General features: G+C 51.5%; 17 protein-coding genes and 1 pseudogene. 14 read left to right on the forward strand and 4 right to left on the reverse strand.

The window, feature by feature from the left end; all coding sequences use genetic code 11:
- Window positions 1-16: 16 nt before the first annotated feature.
- The 4 genes from Q8W24_RS02365 to Q8W24_RS02380 all read left to right on the forward strand — a co-directional run bounded on the left by Q8W24_RS02365 (window position 17) and on the right by Q8W24_RS02380 (window position 1,628).
- Window positions 17-259, forward strand: coding sequence for a type II toxin-antitoxin system Phd/YefM family antitoxin (locus tag Q8W24_RS02365; protein WP_305474269.1), 243 nt, complete (start codon window positions 17-19; stop codon window positions 257-259).
- A complete protein-coding gene (locus Q8W24_RS02370; RefSeq protein ID WP_305474270.1) occupies window positions 256-519 on the forward strand; it encodes a Txe/YoeB family addiction module toxin in 264 nt (87 codons plus the stop codon). The genes Q8W24_RS02365 and Q8W24_RS02370 overlap by 4 nt, the downstream gene beginning before the upstream one ends.
- A gap of 81 nt (window positions 520-600) precedes the next feature.
- Window positions 601-897, forward strand: coding sequence for a hypothetical protein (locus Q8W24_RS02375; RefSeq protein ID WP_305474271.1), 297 nt, complete (start codon window positions 601-603; stop codon window positions 895-897).
- Between the two features lie 92 nt (window positions 898-989).
- Window positions 990-1,628: a LysE family translocator gene (locus Q8W24_RS02380; RefSeq protein WP_305474273.1), complete on the forward strand. Its 639-nt coding sequence runs from the start codon at window positions 990-992 to the stop codon at window positions 1,626-1,628.
- A gap of 150 nt (window positions 1,629-1,778) precedes the next feature.
- Here Q8W24_RS02380 and Q8W24_RS02385 read toward each other — a convergent pair whose 3' ends face one another.
- Window positions 1,779-2,225: a bacteriohemerythrin gene (locus Q8W24_RS02385; protein ID WP_303431685.1), complete on the reverse strand. Its 447-nt coding sequence runs from the start codon at window positions 2,223-2,225 to the stop codon at window positions 1,779-1,781.
- Between the two features lie 294 nt (window positions 2,226-2,519).
- On the opposite strand from Q8W24_RS02385, the gene Q8W24_RS02390 reads away from it, so the two are divergent.
- The 9 genes from Q8W24_RS02390 (at window position 2,520) to Q8W24_RS02430 (ending at window position 13,421) form a co-directional block, all read left to right on the forward strand.
- Window positions 2,520-2,774 (forward strand): hypothetical protein, encoded by a 255-nt coding sequence (locus Q8W24_RS02390; protein WP_303431684.1) that lies wholly within the window; start codon window positions 2,520-2,522, stop codon window positions 2,772-2,774.
- Between the two features lie 262 nt (window positions 2,775-3,036).
- A complete protein-coding gene (locus Q8W24_RS02395; RefSeq protein WP_305474274.1) occupies window positions 3,037-4,614 on the forward strand; it encodes a SulP family inorganic anion transporter in 1,578 nt (525 codons plus the stop codon).
- A 43-nt stretch (window positions 4,615-4,657) separates the two neighbouring features.
- On the forward strand, window positions 4,658-5,764 hold the full coding sequence (locus Q8W24_RS02400) for a YncE family protein (protein ID WP_305474276.1): 1,107 nt from the start codon (window positions 4,658-4,660) through the stop codon (window positions 5,762-5,764).
- 275 nt (window positions 5,765-6,039) lie between these two features.
- Window positions 6,040-8,166: a TonB-dependent siderophore receptor gene (locus tag Q8W24_RS02405; protein ID WP_305474278.1), complete on the forward strand. Its 2,127-nt coding sequence runs from the start codon at window positions 6,040-6,042 to the stop codon at window positions 8,164-8,166.
- Between the two features lie 135 nt (window positions 8,167-8,301).
- Window positions 8,302-9,435 (forward strand): HmuY family protein, encoded by a 1,134-nt coding sequence (locus Q8W24_RS02410; protein WP_305474280.1) that lies wholly within the window; start codon window positions 8,302-8,304, stop codon window positions 9,433-9,435.
- A 2-nt stretch (window positions 9,436-9,437) separates the two neighbouring features.
- Window positions 9,438-10,544 (forward strand): hemin-degrading factor, encoded by a 1,107-nt coding sequence (locus Q8W24_RS02415; RefSeq protein WP_305474281.1) that lies wholly within the window; start codon window positions 9,438-9,440, stop codon window positions 10,542-10,544.
- The gene (locus Q8W24_RS02420) at window positions 10,544-11,527 is read left to right on the forward strand and encodes a hemin ABC transporter substrate-binding protein (RefSeq protein WP_305474283.1); all 984 of its coding nucleotides are present in this window, start codon (window positions 10,544-10,546) and stop codon (window positions 11,525-11,527) included. The genes Q8W24_RS02415 and Q8W24_RS02420 overlap by 1 nt, the downstream gene beginning before the upstream one ends.
- 2 nt (window positions 11,528-11,529) lie before the next feature.
- Entirely contained in the window at window positions 11,530-12,642 is a 1,113-nt protein-coding gene (locus tag Q8W24_RS02425; protein ID WP_305451830.1) for an iron ABC transporter permease, read from the forward strand.
- Window positions 12,639-13,421, forward strand: coding sequence for a heme ABC transporter ATP-binding protein (locus Q8W24_RS02430; RefSeq protein WP_305413239.1), 783 nt, complete (start codon window positions 12,639-12,641; stop codon window positions 13,419-13,421). Before Q8W24_RS02425 ends, Q8W24_RS02430 begins: the two co-directional genes overlap by 4 nt.
- Window positions 13,422-13,713: 292 nt before the next feature.
- On the opposite strand, the gene Q8W24_RS02435 is transcribed toward Q8W24_RS02430, so the two are convergent.
- From Q8W24_RS02435 to Q8W24_RS02445, 3 genes and pseudogenes are all read right to left on the reverse strand, one after another.
- A complete protein-coding gene (locus tag Q8W24_RS02435; RefSeq protein WP_305413240.1) occupies window positions 13,714-14,799 on the reverse strand; it encodes an SEFIR domain-containing protein in 1,086 nt (361 codons plus the stop codon).
- A gap of 77 nt (window positions 14,800-14,876) precedes the next feature.
- Window positions 14,877-16,184: a hypothetical protein gene (locus Q8W24_RS02440; RefSeq protein WP_305413241.1), complete on the reverse strand. Its 1,308-nt coding sequence runs from the start codon at window positions 16,182-16,184 to the stop codon at window positions 14,877-14,879.
- Window positions 16,185-16,618: 434 nt separating this feature from the next.
- Window positions 16,619-16,749, reverse strand: a pseudogene (locus Q8W24_RS02445) (transposase); the annotation flags it as partial.
- A gap of 386 nt (window positions 16,750-17,135) precedes the next feature.
- Here Q8W24_RS02445 and Q8W24_RS02450 point away from each other — a divergent pair.
- Window positions 17,136-19,313: a malate synthase G gene (locus Q8W24_RS02450; protein ID WP_305474286.1), complete on the forward strand. Its 2,178-nt coding sequence runs from the start codon at window positions 17,136-17,138 to the stop codon at window positions 19,311-19,313.
- Window positions 19,314-19,315 lie beyond the last annotated feature (2 nt).

Below are 19,315 nucleotides of genomic sequence, written 5' to 3' on the forward strand. Positions count from 1 at the left end.
AGTTCGGAGATGACTTATGACAATACTTAATGCGACTGAAGCACGCTCAAAACTGTACGCCTTGATAGATGAGGCTTCTGCTAGCCACCAACCTATCATCATTACCGGCAAGAGAGGGAATGCAGTCTTGTTGGCAGAAGAGGATTGGAACGCTATAAACGAATCACTTTACCTGCTTTCTTTACCTGGAATGCGGGAATCTATTCGTGAAGGATTGGATACTAAGCTCAGTGAATGTGACCAGGATCTTGATTGGTGAGCTGGAAGCTTTATTACACCAAGCAAGCTCAAAAGGATGCTCGGAAACTTGCATCTTCTGGCCTCAAGGCCAAAGCGAAAGAGCTGCTAGAGGTAATCGAAATTAATCCTTTCCAAAATCCTCCACCCTACGAAAAACTTGTTGGGGATCTAGCCGGTTCCTATTCAAGAAGAATAAATATACAGCATCGTCTCGTTTACCAAGTACTAGAAAAAGAAAACGCCATTAAAGTTATCAAGCTTTGGGCTCATTATGAATAGTAGCTTTATAAGGCCAGGCAATGCGACCTCCTTACTGTTGGCGCTTGTTGGCGGCGTTAGGCAATCAAAAGGAAATACATTATGTCAGATGCACCAGAAGGAATGATTCCGGTCGAGGAATTTGCAAAACTAAAAGGAATCACTGCATCAAAAGCAATTGATATGGTAAGAGATGGGTTTTACGTTGGTCGTAAAGTTGGTAATGATTGGTATGTCGACATATCTGAGCCAACTAACTCTGCAAGCAAACCAACCAGGATAAAAGGCTCCGTTGTTGTTTCAAATGGCGAGTCAGCCAATGAAGTTGTTGTTACCGACATACAAATGTCTTTTATTTTCATGGTGATTTTCATGGTCAAGTGGGTTACGGTGCAGTAGGTTGAGTGGTGGCGTTGCTCACACCTTAATTCGGTGTTATGTGTCTGCGACGAAGAAATATCAGTTAAAAACAACTTTAAAATGGTAGATATATGAATGTAGAAACTTGGTTTTACTATTCGCTAGCGGTATTAATATTAACTGCTTCTCCAGGTCCTAGCGTTCTATTATGTATGACTAAGGCTGTAACCGAAGGCTTTCGAAATTCTATGTTTACTGCTTTAGGCAGTCTTACAGCAATTGTTAGTATAATGACCTTGTCTTTTTCTGGTCTAGGGGTGGTTATTGCTACGTCAGAAGTGGCTTTTAATATTATAAAATGGTCCGGTGCAATTTATTTAATATATTTAGGATATAAATCTTTTGCTTCCGAGCAAGAGACTTATCAAATATCTGAACAAGAAAAAACAATGCCAGTGGTCACAAAAAAATCTCTTTATGTTGGTGGCTTCATTGTTGGGGCCAGTAACCCAAAAGCAATAGTGTTTTTTACTGCTTTATTTCCTCAATTTATTAACACATCTGAGTCGCTATTAATACAATATTGGGTGTTCGCAATTACTTTTGCAGTTATGGAGATTTCTTGGTTGACGATATATTCATACTTGGGTGCTAAGTCGTCAAATTGGTTGCTAAAAGAAGGTAGGGCTAAATATTTTAATAGAATAACTGGTGGTGTTTTTATCAGTGCAGGTGTGTTTCTCTCTACATCAAGTAAAGCTTCTACATGATAATTTGTTGCTCCCGGATAAGTTACTCGATTTCGTTCATGATTTGCCGGTGAGTAAAGCGTTCAGACTGTATAGTCCCCCCAAAAAAAGTCTTTGCATTCAGAGTCAGAGTGCATTCTGTTCACGGATGCAGGCTGGCTTTATTTGTATTTAAGCGAAAAAGCGTTTCACCATGCGTCGAACAAAGTTGCCCTCCAGCGTTTTTTTGACATAAGGGACATAATGCTTGTCATCGCGTTGGATGTGATTGGTCAGCCACAAGCCAATGTCTGAGCGCACTTCTTTGGCGACTTTGATGCTGTCTTCGCCATCTTCCAGTCTCTGGTCGTAGCTGAGCGCTCGCCGCCGAAAGGCTTCGTGCACTTTGGCATGGGCCTTTAATACTGGATAATTTGCTTGCTCCATGAGTTTTTCTTCGAAGGCGTTGTGTGAAATGGAATAGTCGATCAGTGCTTTGGCGACGGCTCGAATTTTCTGGTCATCCCGTTGCTTGATGGCAGTCTCAACTTCTTGTAGGTAGTCAAAAATACGCTTGTGCTGAGTGTCAATAATATCAATGCCGGTTTCAAATTCCGGGCTCCAACGAATCGGTTGCACAGGTTCCTTCCTTACCATTGGGTATAAAAATGCGCGGGTGACATGACTCGAATGCGAAATAATTGCCGGTGATTGGCTGCCGCATCTCTTCCGGCTGCCCTGTTATCAATTGGCTTTCACGGCGATCATATGAGTTCACAAACAAGACACAAAACCTCCTTGTTCCGCGAGGCTGCCGGGAAAGTGGCAGTTCGTGATAGGCTTTCGGGTTTGGGTTAATACTAACGAGTGGCTTCAACACTCACCCTAAATATTAGGGAATCCCTGGTGTTTAGGGAAATTCTGGTTTGGAATATGGAACTCGTTGAACGGATCAATCTTGTTATAAAACAAGAGGGATACACTCGTCCGATGCTTGAAAAAGCGACTGGGATCAAGGCAAAGCGTTGGGAAAACATGAGTAGCAAGATAGCCAAGCCCTATGCGGAAGAGCTGGAAGCCTTGGGAAAATTATGGCCAGAATACGCTTATTGGCTGATTACTGGTTCAGAAATACCGGAAGCCGGGCAAATCAGTCCCATGACCAAAAGATCCACCACCCAGGGGTAAATAGGTATCACTCCGTTTCGTCGGCTTTGGTGAGCTTTGGTGAAGGGGGGTAACGAATGGGGTTGTTGCCTTTTGATGGATTGTGTTGGAAATATTGGATTGTATGGCGCTTGATGCGCATATTACCTTTGGAGTGACACTCTTTGTTTGGCGACGATGGCTTCTGAATGGATATGAGCGCATTGCTGTCGATCGATCCTGAATTTGGCGCCTTGTGCTGGTATAGTGCGCGGCTTTCCGGTTCCTGGGGGTATCCAATACCATGTCTTTCTTTCGTGAGTTTGCTGAAACATTCTCTCCCAACATCAAAACGGATGTGTTATCCGGTCTGACGGTGGCTTTGGCGCTGGTGCCTGAAGCGGTGGCGTTTGCTTTTGTTGCCGGTGTTCATCCTCTGGTGGGGTTGTACGCCGCGTTTATGGTGGGTCTGATTACGGCTTGTATCGGTGGTCGTCCCGGGATGATTTCCGGTGCAACCGGTGCCTTGGCGGTGGTGATGGTGGCGCTGGTGGCCGATGCCGAACGCATGTATGGCGATGGCATGGGGCTGCAGTATTTGCTGGCAGCGGTGGTGCTGATGGGGGTTATCCAGATCGCGGCCGGGGCGTTGCGACTGGGCAAGTTTATCCGCCTGGTGCCTCATCCTGTCATGCTGGGGTTTGTGAATGGCCTGGCGATTGTGATTTTTCTGGCGCAGTTGCCACAGTTGCAAATCAGCACCCCCGAAGGTAAGTGGGGCTGGTTGAGCGGTGAATGGTTCAGTGGCATGCAGTTGTACGTGATGCTTGGCCTGATTGCGCTGACCATGTTTATTACCATCAATCTGCCCAAGTTGACCAAGGCCGTGCCGTCGGCGTTGGCCGGTATTCTGGTGGCCAGCCTGCTGGCGTTTGGTCTGGATCTGGATACCCGTACAGTGGGTGATCTGGCCAGTATTGCCGGGGGCTTGCCGCCGATCGGTGTACCGGATGTGCCGTTCAATCTGGAAACCCTGATGTTTATCCTGCCGTATTCGGCCATTTTTGCGGCCATTGGTTTGATTGAGTCGCTGCTGACCGTCACGGTGATCGATGAGATGACCAATACTCGCGGCCGGGGCAACAAGGAGTGTGTTGCCCAAGGGACAGCCAATGTTGTGACTGGCTTTATTGGCGGCATGGGTGGTTGTGCCATGATTGGCCAGTCGATTATCAATGTCAGTTCGGGTGGCCGTGGTCGTTTGTCGGGTATTGCGGCGGCGCTGTTTCTGCTGAGTTTTATTCTGTTCGCTTCTCCGCTGATCGAGCAAATCCCGATCGCCGCACTGGTGGGGGTCATGTTTATGGTGGTGATTGGCACGTTCGAGTGGGCCAGTTTCCGTATGGTTGGCAAGATCCCAAAACACGACCTGTTTGTACTGGTGCTGGTGACCGTGGTGACGGTACTGACGGATCTGGCCATTGCGGTGATTATTGGTGTCGTGGTGTCGGCGCTGGTGTTTGCCTGGCAGGGTGCCAAACGTATTCATGTGCTCAGCCAGAAACAGGCGGATGGCTCCAAGGTCTACAAGCTGTATGGGCCGCTGTTTTTTGGATCGGTGGCCTCGTTCAAGGATCTGTTTGACGTAAGCAATGATCCGACCAAGGTGATTATCGATTTTGCCGATAGTCGGGTAATGGATCATTCTGCGCTGGAAGCCATTGATACACTGGCGGAGCGTTATATCGCCGAGGGCAAGGAAATTCATTTGCTGCACCTGAGTCAGGAATGTCGCACCTTGCTGAAACAGGCTGGCAGCTTGTGTGAGGTCAACGTGATCGAAGACCCCAATTACAAGGTAGCGGTTGACGAGCTGGCTTAACCACCAGGGTAACTTGCACAAGCTGATCAGACGAGGCTGCCTCATGACGCTATCGCGACGTAATTTGCTTGGCTGGTTGGCAGCGGTGCCGGCCATGTCCTTGTCTGTCTCGGCCTTGTCGGTGATGGCCACCGGCTGCAGTCAGCGCCAAGGCGATTTGCTGCTGGGCGGTGGTCGTTTTATGAATCCGGATGGCAGCGGCCAGCGCTACGTGCTGGCGCTGGTGGATCTGCAGCAACAGCAGACGGATCTGATCGATCTGGATTTTTTCCCGCACGGTATTCACTGGCACCCTGACGCCCCTGACCGGCTGGCGGTGTTTGAGAAAAAAGGCCCACATGCCGCCGAGGTAGATCTGGGGGCGCGGCGTCTGAGCCGTAAAATCGATGCTCGTCCCGGGCGCTATTTTTACGGACACGGGGCTTATTCCGCTGACAATCAGCAGCTGTTCAGTACAGAAATCCGTCTGGATGGCCTGGAGGGTGTTATTGCGGTGCGTGATGCAGACTCGCTGGCGTATCTCGGGGAATTCCCCAGCTATGGCAAAGAGCCTCATGAGTGCACCCTGATTGATAACGGTAAGACACTGGTGATCACCAATGCCGGTGGGCCAATGGGGGGAGCAATACCCTGCGTCTGTTATGTGGATGTGGCCAGCCAGCAATTGCTTGAACGGGTGGTGTTGACCCGCACGGACCTCAATACCGGTCATGTGGCGATTGCGGAAGATGGCAGTCTGGTAGTGGTATCTGCGCCACGTACTGGCATGAGCCTCCGTGCAAACGGCGGTGTCAGTATTCGTCTGCAAGGGTTGCCGATGGCCTCGATGACACAACCGGAAGCCATTGTTAAACGCATGACAGGTGAAGCCCTCAGTGTCGCGATTGCCAACGGCATGGCGCTGGTAACACATCCTGATGCCGACCTGGTGACCTTCTGGTCGATTGTCGAACAGCGCATGGTGCATTCATTGACGCTGGTACGGCCGCGGGGAGTGACCTTGACGAAAGATGGTCGCTATTTTCTGGTGACGTATGACCGGGCACCCAAAATCCTCAAAATTGCCGTTGCCGATGTGTTTGCTACTCCGGAAGTCGTGGTGACAAGCACCTATGTTTCTGGCTCACACCTGTTTGCTTGGCCTGCCTGATATCGCCTGATGTCCACAATCATTGACGCCTGACTCTTCCTTGTGACTGATTGGCCGATGGCCAGGCCGGTTGTTCTGAAGCGCTTTGTCGCATTGCGGCAAGGCGTTTTTTTAATGTCATTATTGATACTGATTCGTATTAGCATTGTATTTTAATGAATGTTGTGGATAATGAGGATCATTCCCATTTGGGTTTTTTATCTCTCTGATGTGTTGTTAAAGGTACGGTAAAGCAAATGCGATGCAGTTGTCTGGCGGTTGGCCTGTTGGTGGTTGTGACATATACGCCTGTTGTTATCGCGGAAGACGTTGCGGCAGAAACGCCGCTTCAGGAAGACGCCGATGTCTTTTATCTGGATACCTTGGTGGTAACGGCAGCGCGTGGCCAGCGGCCCTTGGCTGATACCCCGGTCCGGACTCTGATTCTTGATGAAACCACGATCCAGCGCTTACACACCCGGGATATCCGTGATGCCTTGCGGGTGATACCGGGAGTGCAGATGCGGGAAATCCACGGCAAGACCGGTGAGTCGATTCAGGTGCAAGGGTTGGACGGCGAGCGGGTACTGATTCTGGTGGACGGTATGCCGGTATCGGCAACCACCGGTTCAATGGTGGATCTGTCGCAACTGTCTGCACTGGATATCGACCATATCGAAATGATACCGGGGGCTGCGTCGTCCCTGTATGGCAGTGCGGCAATGGGGGGTGTGGTGAATATCATCACTCGCGATATGACAGGCGAAACCCGTTACCGGTTGGCGATGGATGCTGGCAGTTATGGTGAGGAGCGGGAGTTGTCGGATGAGCTGTTGCCCCAGCGTCATTATCTGGCCACCGCCGATCTGGCCCTGAGCAGTCACCGTCAGCTGAGTCTGAGTGCCGATCAGCGCAAAAGCTCGGATATCGATCTGTACGACGACAGCTGGAGCAGTAACGGCTTTGACGGTACCAAAACCACGCTGGCGGCATCCTGGCAGGAACGCTGGGGGACTGCAGGGCCCGGAGCGGTGGATGGTCATGCGACGATACGACTAGAGCAATATAAAGAAGACCTGGTTAACCGACAGTTGACCAGCAGCAATCAAGAAGGCGCCAAGGAAGAGCAGCTGGAACGCTGGCGACTGGCCGCCAATGTTGATCAGGCGCTGCTGGCGGGGCGGCTGTCAGCCAGCGTGTTGTACGAACAGCAGACAGATGATACCGCCCAGCTGGTGGTGGATGACGCCATTCTGGCCGGTAATCTCTGGCGTTCAGCCGATTATAGCCAATACAAGTTGATGACCCAGTGGCAAGCGCCGCAATGGACGCTGGGAAGTACGTCACTGCAGATGGTGACCGGCCTTGAACATTTTGGCGAACAAATGGAACAGCAGAAGCAGGAGATCAAGCTGAGTTGCTCCGGTGTTGGCAGTACCTCGACCACCACCACTCTGGATAGTGGTTATTGCCTGGTGGATACCGTCGAAGTGCCGAACGAAACCCGCCACAGTGTCGAGGCTTTTATGCAGGGAACCTTGACGCAGCAATATTCAGGAAGCCAACAGGGTGCCGGTTTGGCTGAGCTGGAGCTGTCGCCGGGGTTGCGTTGGCAAAATGACAGTGATTTTGGCGGTTATCTGTCGCCGGCCCTGGCCAGTCGCCAGAAATGGCAATGGTCACTGGGAAAGGGTGACTGGCAGATCCAGACCCGACAATCGATCGGGATGGGTTACCGGGTGCCCAATCTGAAAAATCGCTATTACGTGTTTGATCACAGTGTGAACGGCTACAAAGTGCTGGGAGACGAAGACCTGCAGCCGGAGCAAAGCCGCAGTGTGCAACTGTCGGCGACAATAACGGATGGCAAACGGCTGCACCTGGAAGTGTCGGCATACCATAACCAGATCACGGATCTGATCGAAGCGGTTTCTACTGGCGAGACAGAACAGAGCGGCACCGTGGTGATTTATCGCTACAGCAATATTGCCAGTGCCATGACGCGAGGTGCTGATGTTGCCGTCCAGTGGCAGTTTTCTCCCCGTTTTCAGCAACGCCTGTCGTATTCCTTGCTGGATGCCCGCGATCTTGAACTGGGCGTCGCGCTGACAGAGCGTTCGCGGCATCACGCCAAAGGCTTGTGGATGTGGGATGTCAGCGACACGGTCGACCTGACGTTGATATCGGAGTACGTCGGTTCGTCTTATACCGAGGTGGAAGATGAAGACAGCGGCACGGAAAACCAGATGTCGGCGGGTTATTGGCAGTGGGATATCAAAGGCAACTGGCAGTTCAACCCGGCGTTACGCTGGTATGCCGGGGTCAATAATCTGACTGACAGCGTCCGCGACCCGAGTGACTCCTATGATCGCCGCCCGACAGAGGGCCGCTTTCCTTATGCCGGGTTTGAGCTGACCTTCTGATTCTGGTGGCTCAGGCCATGCCGGCAAGCCGTGCAGCTAATCCATGCAGTGAACGCATATCGATAATTTACATCGTGAACTTACATAGCTGGTTCACATGTTTAACAACAATAACGCTATTCAACGGAGTGTTTTATGAAACAGCGATACCAATCTTTTTCAGTACTGATGGCTGCCATGTTGCTGGCCAGTTGTGGCAGCAGCGATGACAGCGACAGTGATGACAGCGATTCCGGTGCGGAGGATGTCAGCTATAGCAGCTTGCAAATCAACGCCGCGGATTACGATGCCTGGGTCTACGTCAGTCTGACAACCGGGGCAACGCTGGATCTGACTGATGAAGAAGCCGCTACCTCGACGGACTGGCAGCTGGCTTTTCGTCGTACGGCCATCAAGTTGAATGGCGGGGTGTCTGGCAGTGGCAATGTGCAGGTGGCACTGGCGGATGCACAAGACGAATTCTACGATGACGACGGCGCAGCCGATGTCTCGGTCTTTACCAATGCGGTTGCCGATACCGAAGCAGCTGCTCTGGAGGTCAGTTACGATACCAGCGCCTTGACGTTCAGCACCGATGCCAACGAAGCGGCCTGGGCTGACTGGTATGAATACGATACCAGCACCCATCATATTGCGGCCAATACGACGGTGGGATGGTTGTTGCGCCATGCCGATGGCGAGACCTACAGCAAGGTCTTCCTGGATGTGGCCAGTTACACCGATATCACCGCCCGTTTTACAACGCAGGCAGCGGATACTGCGCAGTTTGCCGGGACAGAACAGAGTGTCAGCGCCACTTTTGCGGACGATGCAACCATGTTATGTCTGGATCTGGATAGCGCCAGCGAAGTGGATTGTGACGAAAACAGTGCCGACTGGGACCTGCTTTATGAAGTCGATACCAGCAACCGGGCAATTAATATCTGGACCAATGGCGGAGTGTATGGCGATGGTGATGGTGCCGTCTTTGGTTCCATTGATGCGACCGAGCTGGCGGATTACACCAGTGCCACGCTGGTTGATAGCTATGATATTTCCAGCCACTACAGTGAAGACAGCAGCTCCAACCCATTCTCGGATGACAGCTGGTACGCCTATAACCTCAATGGCGGACATCTGCTGTGGCCCAACTTCCGTACCTATCTGATTGATACCGACAGCACTGATGACAGTGCCAGCTACTTCACGCTGCAAGTGTCGGACTATTACAGCCTGGGAGCATCCGGCAGCCCGGAAATCCGCTTTCAAACAATGTCGACAGGAGAGTAATAATGACGAACGTTACTGATATTCACGTGTTGGCGGAGCAATGGCAATCGTTGCGGCAGCAAGAACCCAAAATGCGGATTCGGGACGCCGCGTTACGGCTGGGCGCCAGTGAGGGGGAGCTGTTGGCGACCCGCTTGCTTGATGGTGAGTCCGGGGGCGGTCGCGTCGTGCGGCTTGGCGGTGATTTCAAGCGCTTGCTGCGGGATATCGAATTGCTCGGTGAGGTTATGGCATTGACGCGTAATAACGCCATGGTTCATGAAAAGACCGGTCAATACAAAGGCCTGACCGTTAACGGCAATATGGGCCTGGCGCTGGGCGTTATAGACCTGCGGATTTTCTTTAGCCGTTTTGTTTATGGCTTTGCGGTGGAAGAGCCACTGCCGGGTGCCGACGGCATGCGACGCAGCCTGCAATTCTTTAATGGCCGTGGAGAGGCCGTACACAAGATCTATCTGACCGAGGCTTCGGATCAGGAGCAATACACCCAGCTGCTGGCACGTTTTCAATCCGAGGACCAAACCCCGGGGATGGTACTGGAGCCTTTGCCAGAGACAACGCCTGAAACCGCACCCGAAACCACACCTGCCGATCTGGATGTGGCAGCGCTGCGTCAGGACTGGTCGGCATTGAAGGATGTTCATCATTTTCAGGCGCTGCTGAAAAAGTACCACCTGAACCGGATAAATGCCTACGAAGTGATTGGTGAGGAATACGCGACCGAACTGGCTCCGGAGGTGTTTGTTGCCGCGCTGGAAGCGGCGCAGGCTTCGGGGTTGTCGATCATGCTGTTTGTTGGCAGTGAGGGCGTGATCCAGATTCATACTGGCCCGATCAGCAACCTGGTACGTACCGGCGACTGGTTTAATATCATGGATAAAGGCTTCAACCTGCATGCCAAAACCACCCTGATTGATCGCGCCTGGCTGGTGCGGAAACCCACCGTGGATGGCGTGGTCAGTTCATTGGAACTGTACGACGGCGATGGCAATCAGCTGGCCTTGATGTTTGGTGAACGTAAAAACGGCCAGCCAGAACTGGAAGGCTGGCGGTTGATTCTGGAAAACTTGCAACAGCACTATGCGCTGGAGCAAGAAGGAGTTGCCTGATGGATAACCTGCACCGGTCGTCAGCGGCACGTGGTGCCGAGAGTCGGTCAATCGCGGCTGAGTGCCCTGACCGGCTGGCGTCGTTGTTCGCCATATTGTCGCTGTTTGCCTTTATGTCGGCGGCGACGGTCTTTGCTGGTCTGCTGTTCCCCGTTACGGCGTGGGCGCAGGATGGGAAGGCGGCAGGGGCACCTCAGCGGGTGGTGAGTATCGACGGTTCGATTACTGAAATCATCTATCAGCTGGGTGCCCAGGATCGCCTGGTGGCGGTGGATACCACCAGCCGTTTTCCGCAAGCCGCGACTGAATTACCCGATGTCGGGTATATGCGGCAACTGTCCGCTGAAGGCATCTTGTCGATGCAACCCGATCTGGTGATCACGACCGAGGCCGCTGGGCCAGAGATGGTCTTTATCCAGCTGAAGCAGGCTGGCATACGGGTTGTGCGGGTAGCGAATCATTATTCGTTACAGGGGGTGCTCGATAAAATCACCGCCGTTGCCGGAGCGCTGGGTAAAGAGAGCGAAGGGCAGGCATTGGTTGAACGTATTCATCAGCGCAGCCAGGCACTGCTGCAGCAGATGCCGGCGGATGATGCCTCATCCGTTATGTTTCTGCTCGGCGCTGGTAGCCGGGGCATTATGGCGTCAGGCTCCGGTACGCAGGCCGATGCCATGCTGGCGCTGGTCGGAGCCAGCAATGCCATGGGTTACAGCGGCTATAAGCCGGTGAGCGCCGAAGGTGCCTTGCAGGCTGCACCGGACGTGGTGCTGGTGGCACAGCTTGATGATGAGGTGCCAGAATCACTGCAGCAGTCCCTGGCCATGACGCCTGCCAGTCAACAAGGTCGTATCCATACGGTGGATGTCAGCCTGATGTTGGGGTTTGGGCCGCGGTTACCCGATGCTATCCAGCAGTTACAGGCCATTCTGTACCCCCAGACCAATGAGCCGGTGAGTAAGCCGCGGGCGACGGGGATGTAACAATGATGCGTGCTCTGTTGTTCTCCCGGCGTCTGAGTGATGTTGTTTATGGTTGGCGTGAGTCGATTGTGGCGCAGGGCGCGACCGGTCAGCGATTGGTGTTATTGCTGATGGCTGTGGTGCTGGTACTGGTATTCCTTCTGGGATTGACGATTGGACCGGTGTCGGTGGCGGTTAATGACGTCTGGTCGAGTTTGCAACGAGCGATCACCTTTGCCCCGATCGGGTCAGCCAACGACTGGGTAGTGCGTGAACTGCGGTTGCCGCGGGCCTTGCTGGCGATGATTGTCGGCGCAGGATTGGCGGTGGCAGGCGTTATTACTCAAGGGGTGTTTCGTAACCCGCTGGCAGATCCTGGCCTGATTGGGGTATCCAGTGGCGCGGCGTTGGCCGCTGTGGCTGTTATTGTGCTGAACGAAACATTGCTCTCTGGCTGGGTGTCGCTGACCGGGCCATTGGCATTGCCACTGGCCGCCTTTATGGGTGGGCTGGGTGTGACGCTGGTGATTTATCGGCTGGGGACTCGCGGTGGCCAAACCCAGGTAGGAATGCTGCTGCTGGCGGGGGTCGCCATCAATGTACTGGCTGGCGCCGCAACCGGGGTGTTGACCTATGCCGCTGACGATCAGCAACTGCGGGATATGACGTTCTGGTCGATGGGCAGTCTGGCCAGTGGTCGCTGGCAGGATGTGGCCGCCCTGACCGGATTGATTGGTGTGCCGTTACTACTGAGCCTGCGTTATCGACGGGTTCTGAATGCGCTGTTGATGGGCGAACAAGTGGCGATTCATCTGGGTTTTGATGTGCAGCGTTCGAAACGCTGGTTGCTGGCTTTCGCAGCCTTGATGGTAGGAGCCGGAGTCGCGGTAGCCGGTATTATCGGTTTTGTTGGTCTGGTGGTGCCGCATCTGTTGCGCATGGTGATGGGCTCTGATCATCGTGGCCTGATTCCGGCGGCGGCGATGGGCGGAGCATTGCTGTTGCTGTTGGCTGATTCGCTGGCCCGCACCTGGATGGCCCCGGCCGATTTACCGGTCGGGCTGGTCATGGCGCTCCTGGGTGGGCCGGTTTTCCTGCTGTTGTTGATGCAGCAGAATGGAGGGCAGTCACGATGATCCGGGCTGATGCGGTATCGGTCGTTAAAGGGCGAAGTACGCTGCTGGACTCGGCTTCCATGGTGTTATGCACTGGTGAGCGGCTGGCGGTACTGGGTGCGAACGGTGCCGGAAAATCAACCTTGTTATCCTGTTTGTGTGGCGAGAATACCGACTACGACGGGCAAGTGTGGCTGGGTGCCGATAGTCTGAAGGAGCTGTTGCCAGAACAACGGGCGCAGCGTATCGCCGTGATGCCACAGCAGGTGGAATTGGTGTTTCCGTTCCGGGTCTGGCAAGTGGTGGCGATGGGGCGTTCTCCCTGGGGAGACGAACAGCAGACCCTGGAATGGCAACAAGAGGTTATGAAAGCCACAGAAGTGCATCATTTGCAGCATCGTCTTTATCCGCAATTATCCGGCGGGGAAAAGCAACGGGTGCAATTGGCGCGGGTGCTGTTACAACTCTGGCATTACCAGTACCAAAGTAATGGCCAGCAGGCTTATATCCTGCTGGATGAATGCACCTCGGCGCTGGACCCGGCCCATCAGCATGAGGTGATGGATCTGGTCAGCTCTATGGTTGGCCCGGCCATCGGGGCTTTGGCCGTGATGCACGATGTGGCGCTGGCGGCATCCTGGGCTGACCGGGTGATGTTGTTACGGGACGGTCGGGTGATGGCGGCCGGAGAGGCCAGCTTGTTGTGTGACGCGGAGGTGCTGGCGGCCTGTTACGATATGTCTTCGGCCTTGTCGCGCCAATATGCCCGCGTTAATCAACAGTGGCTCGAAAGCCGTTAAGAGCCGTTAAAAGTCGTTAAGGTAGCAAGGGGTCAAAGGATCAGGCGGTTTGCGTCAGCTGATTTTCTCTGGAGTATCGGCTGGTGCCACATATAGCAGGCCGTTGAAATTCGTATCTGATTCGCTGATAGAAGCTCTTCCGCCTTATAAAATCAACAGCCTGCTAGAGCCCCTTCAATCTCATCTATTCCTTTATTTGATAGTAGTTTCATACTCGGAAATTTAACGCTCGGCTCTGGGGCTGCATGGAACGCAGCTTAATGCAGTCCCTAGCAGCCGCTTGTTAAGTGCTTTATTCACGACCAAATACGACAATATCTTCATCATTCGAGTTTTTTATAACATCTGATTTATTTCTAAAATGCACTTTTTTCTTTTCTATCAGATTGCGAAGCTCAGGTTGCAGTTGCCCACCTATTACTTTGATGTTTGTGATGTAGTATTTTTTAAAATAGTTATAGGCATGCTTGAAAACTTCAAGGCTTTTAGACCCTGCTGGTGGATTCATTTCATGTGTGCGAGTAACCCCCACAAAAAGTGATTCATATGGGTTTAAACCTGCTGATTTCATTTTTTTTACGATTGCCTGCCGCTCAGATCCAATATGAACTTTATAGTCTAAAGGGGCTTTATCAGATATTTCTCCAATAAAACTGAGTCTGATTTCATCTTCAATATCTACATCACCGAACTGTTTTTTTAATGATGAAAATATTTCTTCTCCAGCAGCATCATCTTCGAATAAAAACCCTGCAATAGGAGCAGCTTGCAAACTTGGGTCGCTTACAAAGGCCATTCCTCTCCACTTCGCCTTATTCCACAAATCAACGTCTATTATGCTACTAAAAAACATTGATTTTCTTTCTTTCGGGTCAAGAGGTTTGACGGATACTTCAACTTCCGGCTCTGCACCCAGTTCTGGTCTTTTTGATTTTGAAAGACCCAATATTCTGTTCTTTAATTTTTCTAAGCTCTCTTGATTATTGAATTGATAATATGTATATGGTTGCAAAGGAAGAGGAATATGTTTCGAATCGGAATTATTCGCTATGACGGGAATGTATTTGTCGTTTTTTGAATTTAGATTATACAGTTGCTGAATAATTAAAGTTGTTTCCCATTTTACGCCAAGACCGCTCTCATCTCCTGAATGATCATTTGCTCTTTTATAAAACAACTCAGAGCAAACAACCAATACGTAATCGGCTTGTTGGATTTGTCTCGTCATCCATTTGGGCCACCCTTCCTGAGGAGCTTCTTCATATTGGTCAATTTCTGAATCAATGCCTTTGCTGCGCAGATAATTAGATAGAGCTAAAACAGAATCTGAGAGCTGCTCAGACTCGTGCGCATAACTAATAAATACCTTTTTTGTCATTTTATATCCCAGATTACTTATATAGCAGACTAGACACTTAACGCTGCAATCACGCGCTCGTCGCGTGCATTGCCTTGTTAGCTATCGGTCATATCTGACCAGCGGAGGAAAAAGAGCAAGTATGGATCACGTATGTCAAAAACATCGCTTCCTCCGTCCCATTCAACAATACGGTCTAATGCCGCATCGTTTACGATTCTAGCGGAATGTTCACAAGCACCAGTAATACTCGATCCACTTGGAGTCGATTCCCTGCACATACCTGTGATGCGCTCATTTAGCGGTCCGTATCGGAAAGTGAGCATTGGAGGATCAAGTGACAGCGCCTTGACAAGAAGACGATAAACATCACCACTCCATCCATAGGATGTGTTGTGAATTAGCCGGTCGGATCCTCGCGTTTTGGGGCCTTCCTTCATCTTTTCGACTATTGACCCATAATCAGTGGACAGCACAGTCCTTCGGCATATCTTTTGTAACAATGACGGATCATTGGCAATCTCTACGGCCTCACTGCCAGATTCACGAACTCCCAGCTCATAGCATGAATTCAGACAGAGGTACTGCATCAGTTGCGGAGAACCGGCGGCTTCGCTGGCCAGAACATCAACGGCCGTATTACGGTAGGAAATCCCTAACTCAGGAAAGCCTTTGTAGGCAATTTTTTGAAGAATATCCTTATTCCAATACTGAAAATCGATTGAAAAGACGCGGACTCGCAAATCAGGATTACTTCTTATTACGTCGTCAGAGTGGTAAGGCACAGAGGCGCAAATAAACTTCACGCCTTGACGAATGGCCTCCTTAATCTGTCTCGCAACTTCTTTTTGTGCCTCTTTCGATATGTAATGAAAGTCGTCGATAAAAATAACAAAGTCGGTGTTTGCCACTTCTCGAATTAGAAGTTGCAAGCAATCAATTGCCAAGCTTGACGAGGTAGTTTCACTATCCGAATGGGACGACTCAGTAGATACGCTTGCCTTAGCTTTAGCTATAACTATTTCTCCTTCGATCTGGCCGGAACCTCCCACTTTGCCACCGCTACCAGATGTAGAAGAAGTGGAGCGCGAAACAGGCGTGCCTATTATATCGAAAACCTTCAACCACAGGTCTTCAGGTTGATTTACACTAGCCCCAGTAACCTGGATTAAATTCTCCCGCCCTAGACATTGTTCAACGAAAACAGTCTTTCCCGACTTTGATGGCCCAGAAATGGAAATAAGCATCGATCCCATATCCAGAGTGTCAATTAACTGCTCCCTCTTCGCCTTTAGATGGTCGTCAATAAAAGTGTGTGTGGGGAAGGATCCTGGTGTGAATATTTGAGTAGCTTTTGTCATAAATTCCCTATGCACCTTTTTAGCTAACAGTTTATTAGTGCGCATGCGCGGTTTCTGGGCAAGCCGGTTCCTGGGAAATTACCGTAACTACTTGAATGATAGGAAGTAAAATCCATTTCCAGATCAGTCCATTCTGTGAAGGCGAGCATGCGCATTAACTCCTGTGTACCTTGTGCATTAATCTGTAATCCTGCGCAACAATTTTCCGTGTATCAATGCCTTGACGATAACAACGTCCGGGAAAGCGCGCAAGGCTTCTGAAAAAGCGCGCATTAATTTGGGCAAACGTTCAATTATACTGGATATGCATACACGTCAGATCAAGGAGTGATCCATGACTTCCAGCCCCTTTCTCAATGACATTCGCCGCTTTATGCGCACCCGCGGCTACAGCCTGCGAACCGAGAAAACCTGTGTTTACTGGATTCGGTTCTTTATTCGTTAGCAAAAGCGGAGACATCTCAAAGAGATGGGGCTTTATCAATGCTCAGGCCGACAAACCAGCGATAGAGCAGTTGTACTGAATCTGCTCGACCAGCTGCCGTTCGCTGCGAATACTGAAGAGGATTTGCAGCAGCAAGGCTCTCAATAAACGCTCCGGAGGAATGGATTGTCAGCGCCACGCATGGGAGTCCGGGAATTCATTGAAAAAGAGCATTTTACCGAAGCCAGTAGGCAGCAGGGATAAAATCAACAGCCTGCTGGATATAACATTGAAGCAACGATCAAAGGGATGCCCAGAGGAATGCTGATTGATCGTGAGGCGGTGGTTGCGCTGTTTTGGTCGTCCAATCTTCATTATACCGTTATCTTCTATTTGTTTGATGAATGGCAAGTATGTCCTTCATACCGGTTATCAGGGTGAGGGATGGACGGCTATACTGGCCGCTGTATTAATGATTAACATAAGCGGGCAATATAGCTCGCGAGTTCCTGAGTTACTCCGGTACCCAAGCTGTATTTTGCCGGAGCTATTATGACCATAGAGGCCCAAAAATGACTGGATACGTTCAGAAGGGTGGCATTCAGATTGCCCAAGCCCTGTATGACTTCGTAAATGAAAAAGCAATTCCTGGCACCGGCGTGGATGTCGATGCTTTCTGGGCCGGATTTGATGCAGTGGTCAACGACTTGGCCCCTAAAAACCGTCAGTTGCTGGCCAAGCGTGACGACCTGCAAGCCAGGATTGATCTGTACCACACCGAGCGTAAAGGTCAGCCTCACAACGCAGAAGAATACAAAGCATTCCTGCAAGAGATAGGCTATCTGCTGCCACAAGCGGATCAATTTGAAGCAGAAACCCAAAACGTCGAGCCGGAAATCGGCCAAATGGCAGGCCCGCAGCTGGTAGTTCCTGTGATGAACGCCCGTTTTGCGCTGAACGCCGCCAACGCCCGTTGGGGTTCGCTGTACGATGGGTTGTACGGCACCAATGTGATTGCTGAAGATGGTGGCGCCGAAAAAGGCAAAGGCTATAACGAAGTACGTGGTAACAAGGTAATTGCTTATGCCCGTGATTTCCTGAACCAGGCGATTCCGCTGGCGACCGGCTCACACGTTGGCAGCACCGCGTATACCATTGTTGACGGTCAGTTGCAGGTTACACTGGCAGACGGTTCGACCACTGGTTTGGCCGATGCGGCGCAATTGCAAGGTTTCCTGGGCGATGCGGCGGCACCGACGGCGATTCTGTTTGTTAACAACGGCTTGCACTTTGAACTGCAAATCGACGCCAGCAGCATGGTTGGCGCCACTGATTCTGCCGGAGTCAAAGATATCCTGATGGAATCGGCTCTGACCACCATTATGGATTGTGAAGACTCGGTTGCGGCGGTAGACGCGGAAGATAAAGTCATCACCTATGGCAACTGGCTTGGTCTGATGCAAGGTAACCTGGAAGAACAGGTCACCAAAGGCGGCAAGACCTTTACCCGTCGTATGAATCCGGATCGTGAATACACCGGTCTGAATGGCGCCAGCGTGAAGCTGAAAGGCCGCTCGATGTTGTTTATTCGTAACGTTGGCCATCTGATGACCAACCCGGCGATGCTCGACAAAGACGGTAACGAAGTGCCGGAAGGTATTATGGACGCCATGGTCACGACCTTGTGCGCCATGCATGACCTGAACGGCAATGCCCCGTTCCAGAACAGCACCACGGGTTCGGTCAATATCGTAAAACCGAAAATGCACGGCCCGGAAGAAGTGGCATTTGCCAACGAACTGTTTGGCCGGGTAGAAGATACTCTGGGTCTGCCACGGTTTACCGTGAAAATGGGCATCATGGACGAAGAGCGTCGCACCACGGTTAACCTGGCCGAATGTATTCGTTCTGCCAAAGACCGGGTTGTCTTTATCAACACTGGCTTCCTGGATCGCACCGGTGATGAAATCCACACGTCCATGCTGGCAGGGGCTTTTGTACCCAAAACCACCATGAAGCAGCAGTTGTGGATCAACAGCTATGAAAACTGGAACGTTGATACTGGTCTGAAATACGGTCTGCAAGGTCGTGCCCAGATCGGTAAAGGCATGTGGGCCATTCCGGATGAAATGGGCCAGATGATGGAGCAGAAGATCGGCCATCCAAAAGCCGGTGCCAACACCGCCTGGGTGCCTTCGCCAACAGCCGCTACCCTGCATGCGTTGCATTACCATCAAGTGGATGTCTTTGCGGTACAGGAAGAGCTGAAGAAGCGTGATTTCGCATCGGTTGACGATATCCTGACCATCCCGTTGATGAGTGGAGAGCAGCAAGCTGCACTGACGGAAGAACAGATCCAGCGTGAAATCGACAATAACTGTCAGGGTATTCTGGGTTATGTTGTGCGTTGGGTTAACCAGGGGGTTGGTTGTTCCAAAGTGCCTGATATCAATAACGTTGGCCTGATGGAAGACCGCGCAACCTTGCGTATCTCTTCCCAGCACGTTGCCAACTGGCTGGAACACGGCGTCTGTACCAAAGAGCAGGTTGAAGACAGCCTCAAGCGTATGGCCGCTATCGTGGATGGCCAGAACGAGGGCGATGCGGAATACACCGCCATGACTCCGGCGCTGGACGGCATTGCCTTCCAGGCTGCGTCTGACCTGATCTTCAAAGGTAAAGAGCAACCGAGCGGTTATACCGAGCCTCTGCTGCACGCTTACCGTCTGAAGTACAAGGCTGCCCTGTAGTC

The organism is Oceanobacter sp. 4_MG-2023 (assembly GCF_030689165.1).
Classification (GTDB): Bacteria; Pseudomonadota; Gammaproteobacteria; order Pseudomonadales; family Oceanobacteraceae; genus Oceanobacter.

What these genes read in the sequence shown, in the direction of transcription:
- Q8W24_RS02365 (WP_305474269.1), top strand. Translation starts at nt 17, where the DNA reads ATGACAATACTTAATGCGACTGAAGCACGCTCAAAACTGTACGCCTTG.
- Q8W24_RS02375 (WP_305474271.1), top strand. Translation starts at nt 601, where the DNA reads ATGTCAGATGCACCAGAAGGAATGATTCCGGTCGAGGAATTTGCAAAA.
- Q8W24_RS02380 (WP_305474273.1), top strand. Translation starts at nt 990, where the DNA reads ATGAATGTAGAAACTTGGTTTTACTATTCGCTAGCGGTATTAATATTA.
- Q8W24_RS02390 (WP_303431684.1), top strand. Translation starts at nt 2,520, where the DNA reads ATGGAACTCGTTGAACGGATCAATCTTGTTATAAAACAAGAGGGATAC.
- Q8W24_RS02395 (WP_305474274.1), top strand. Translation starts at nt 3,037, where the DNA reads ATGTCTTTCTTTCGTGAGTTTGCTGAAACATTCTCTCCCAACATCAAA.
- Q8W24_RS02400 (WP_305474276.1), top strand. Translation starts at nt 4,658, where the DNA reads ATGACGCTATCGCGACGTAATTTGCTTGGCTGGTTGGCAGCGGTGCCG.
- Q8W24_RS02410 (WP_305474280.1), top strand. Translation starts at nt 8,302, where the DNA reads ATGAAACAGCGATACCAATCTTTTTCAGTACTGATGGCTGCCATGTTG.
- Q8W24_RS02415 (WP_305474281.1), top strand. Translation starts at nt 9,438, where the DNA reads ATGACGAACGTTACTGATATTCACGTGTTGGCGGAGCAATGGCAATCG.
- Q8W24_RS02420 (WP_305474283.1), top strand. Translation starts at nt 10,544, where the DNA reads ATGGATAACCTGCACCGGTCGTCAGCGGCACGTGGTGCCGAGAGTCGG.
- Q8W24_RS02425 (WP_305451830.1), top strand. Translation starts at nt 11,530, where the DNA reads ATGATGCGTGCTCTGTTGTTCTCCCGGCGTCTGAGTGATGTTGTTTAT.
- Q8W24_RS02430 (WP_305413239.1), top strand. Translation starts at nt 12,639, where the DNA reads ATGATCCGGGCTGATGCGGTATCGGTCGTTAAAGGGCGAAGTACGCTG.
- Q8W24_RS02435 (WP_305413240.1), bottom strand. Translation starts at nt 14,799, where the DNA reads ATGACAAAAAAGGTATTTATTAGTTATGCGCACGAGTCTGAGCAGCTC.
- Q8W24_RS02440 (WP_305413241.1), bottom strand. Translation starts at nt 16,184, where the DNA reads ATGCGCACTAATAAACTGTTAGCTAAAAAGGTGCATAGGGAATTTATG.
- Q8W24_RS02450 (WP_305474286.1), top strand. Translation starts at nt 17,136, where the DNA reads ATGACTGGATACGTTCAGAAGGGTGGCATTCAGATTGCCCAAGCCCTG.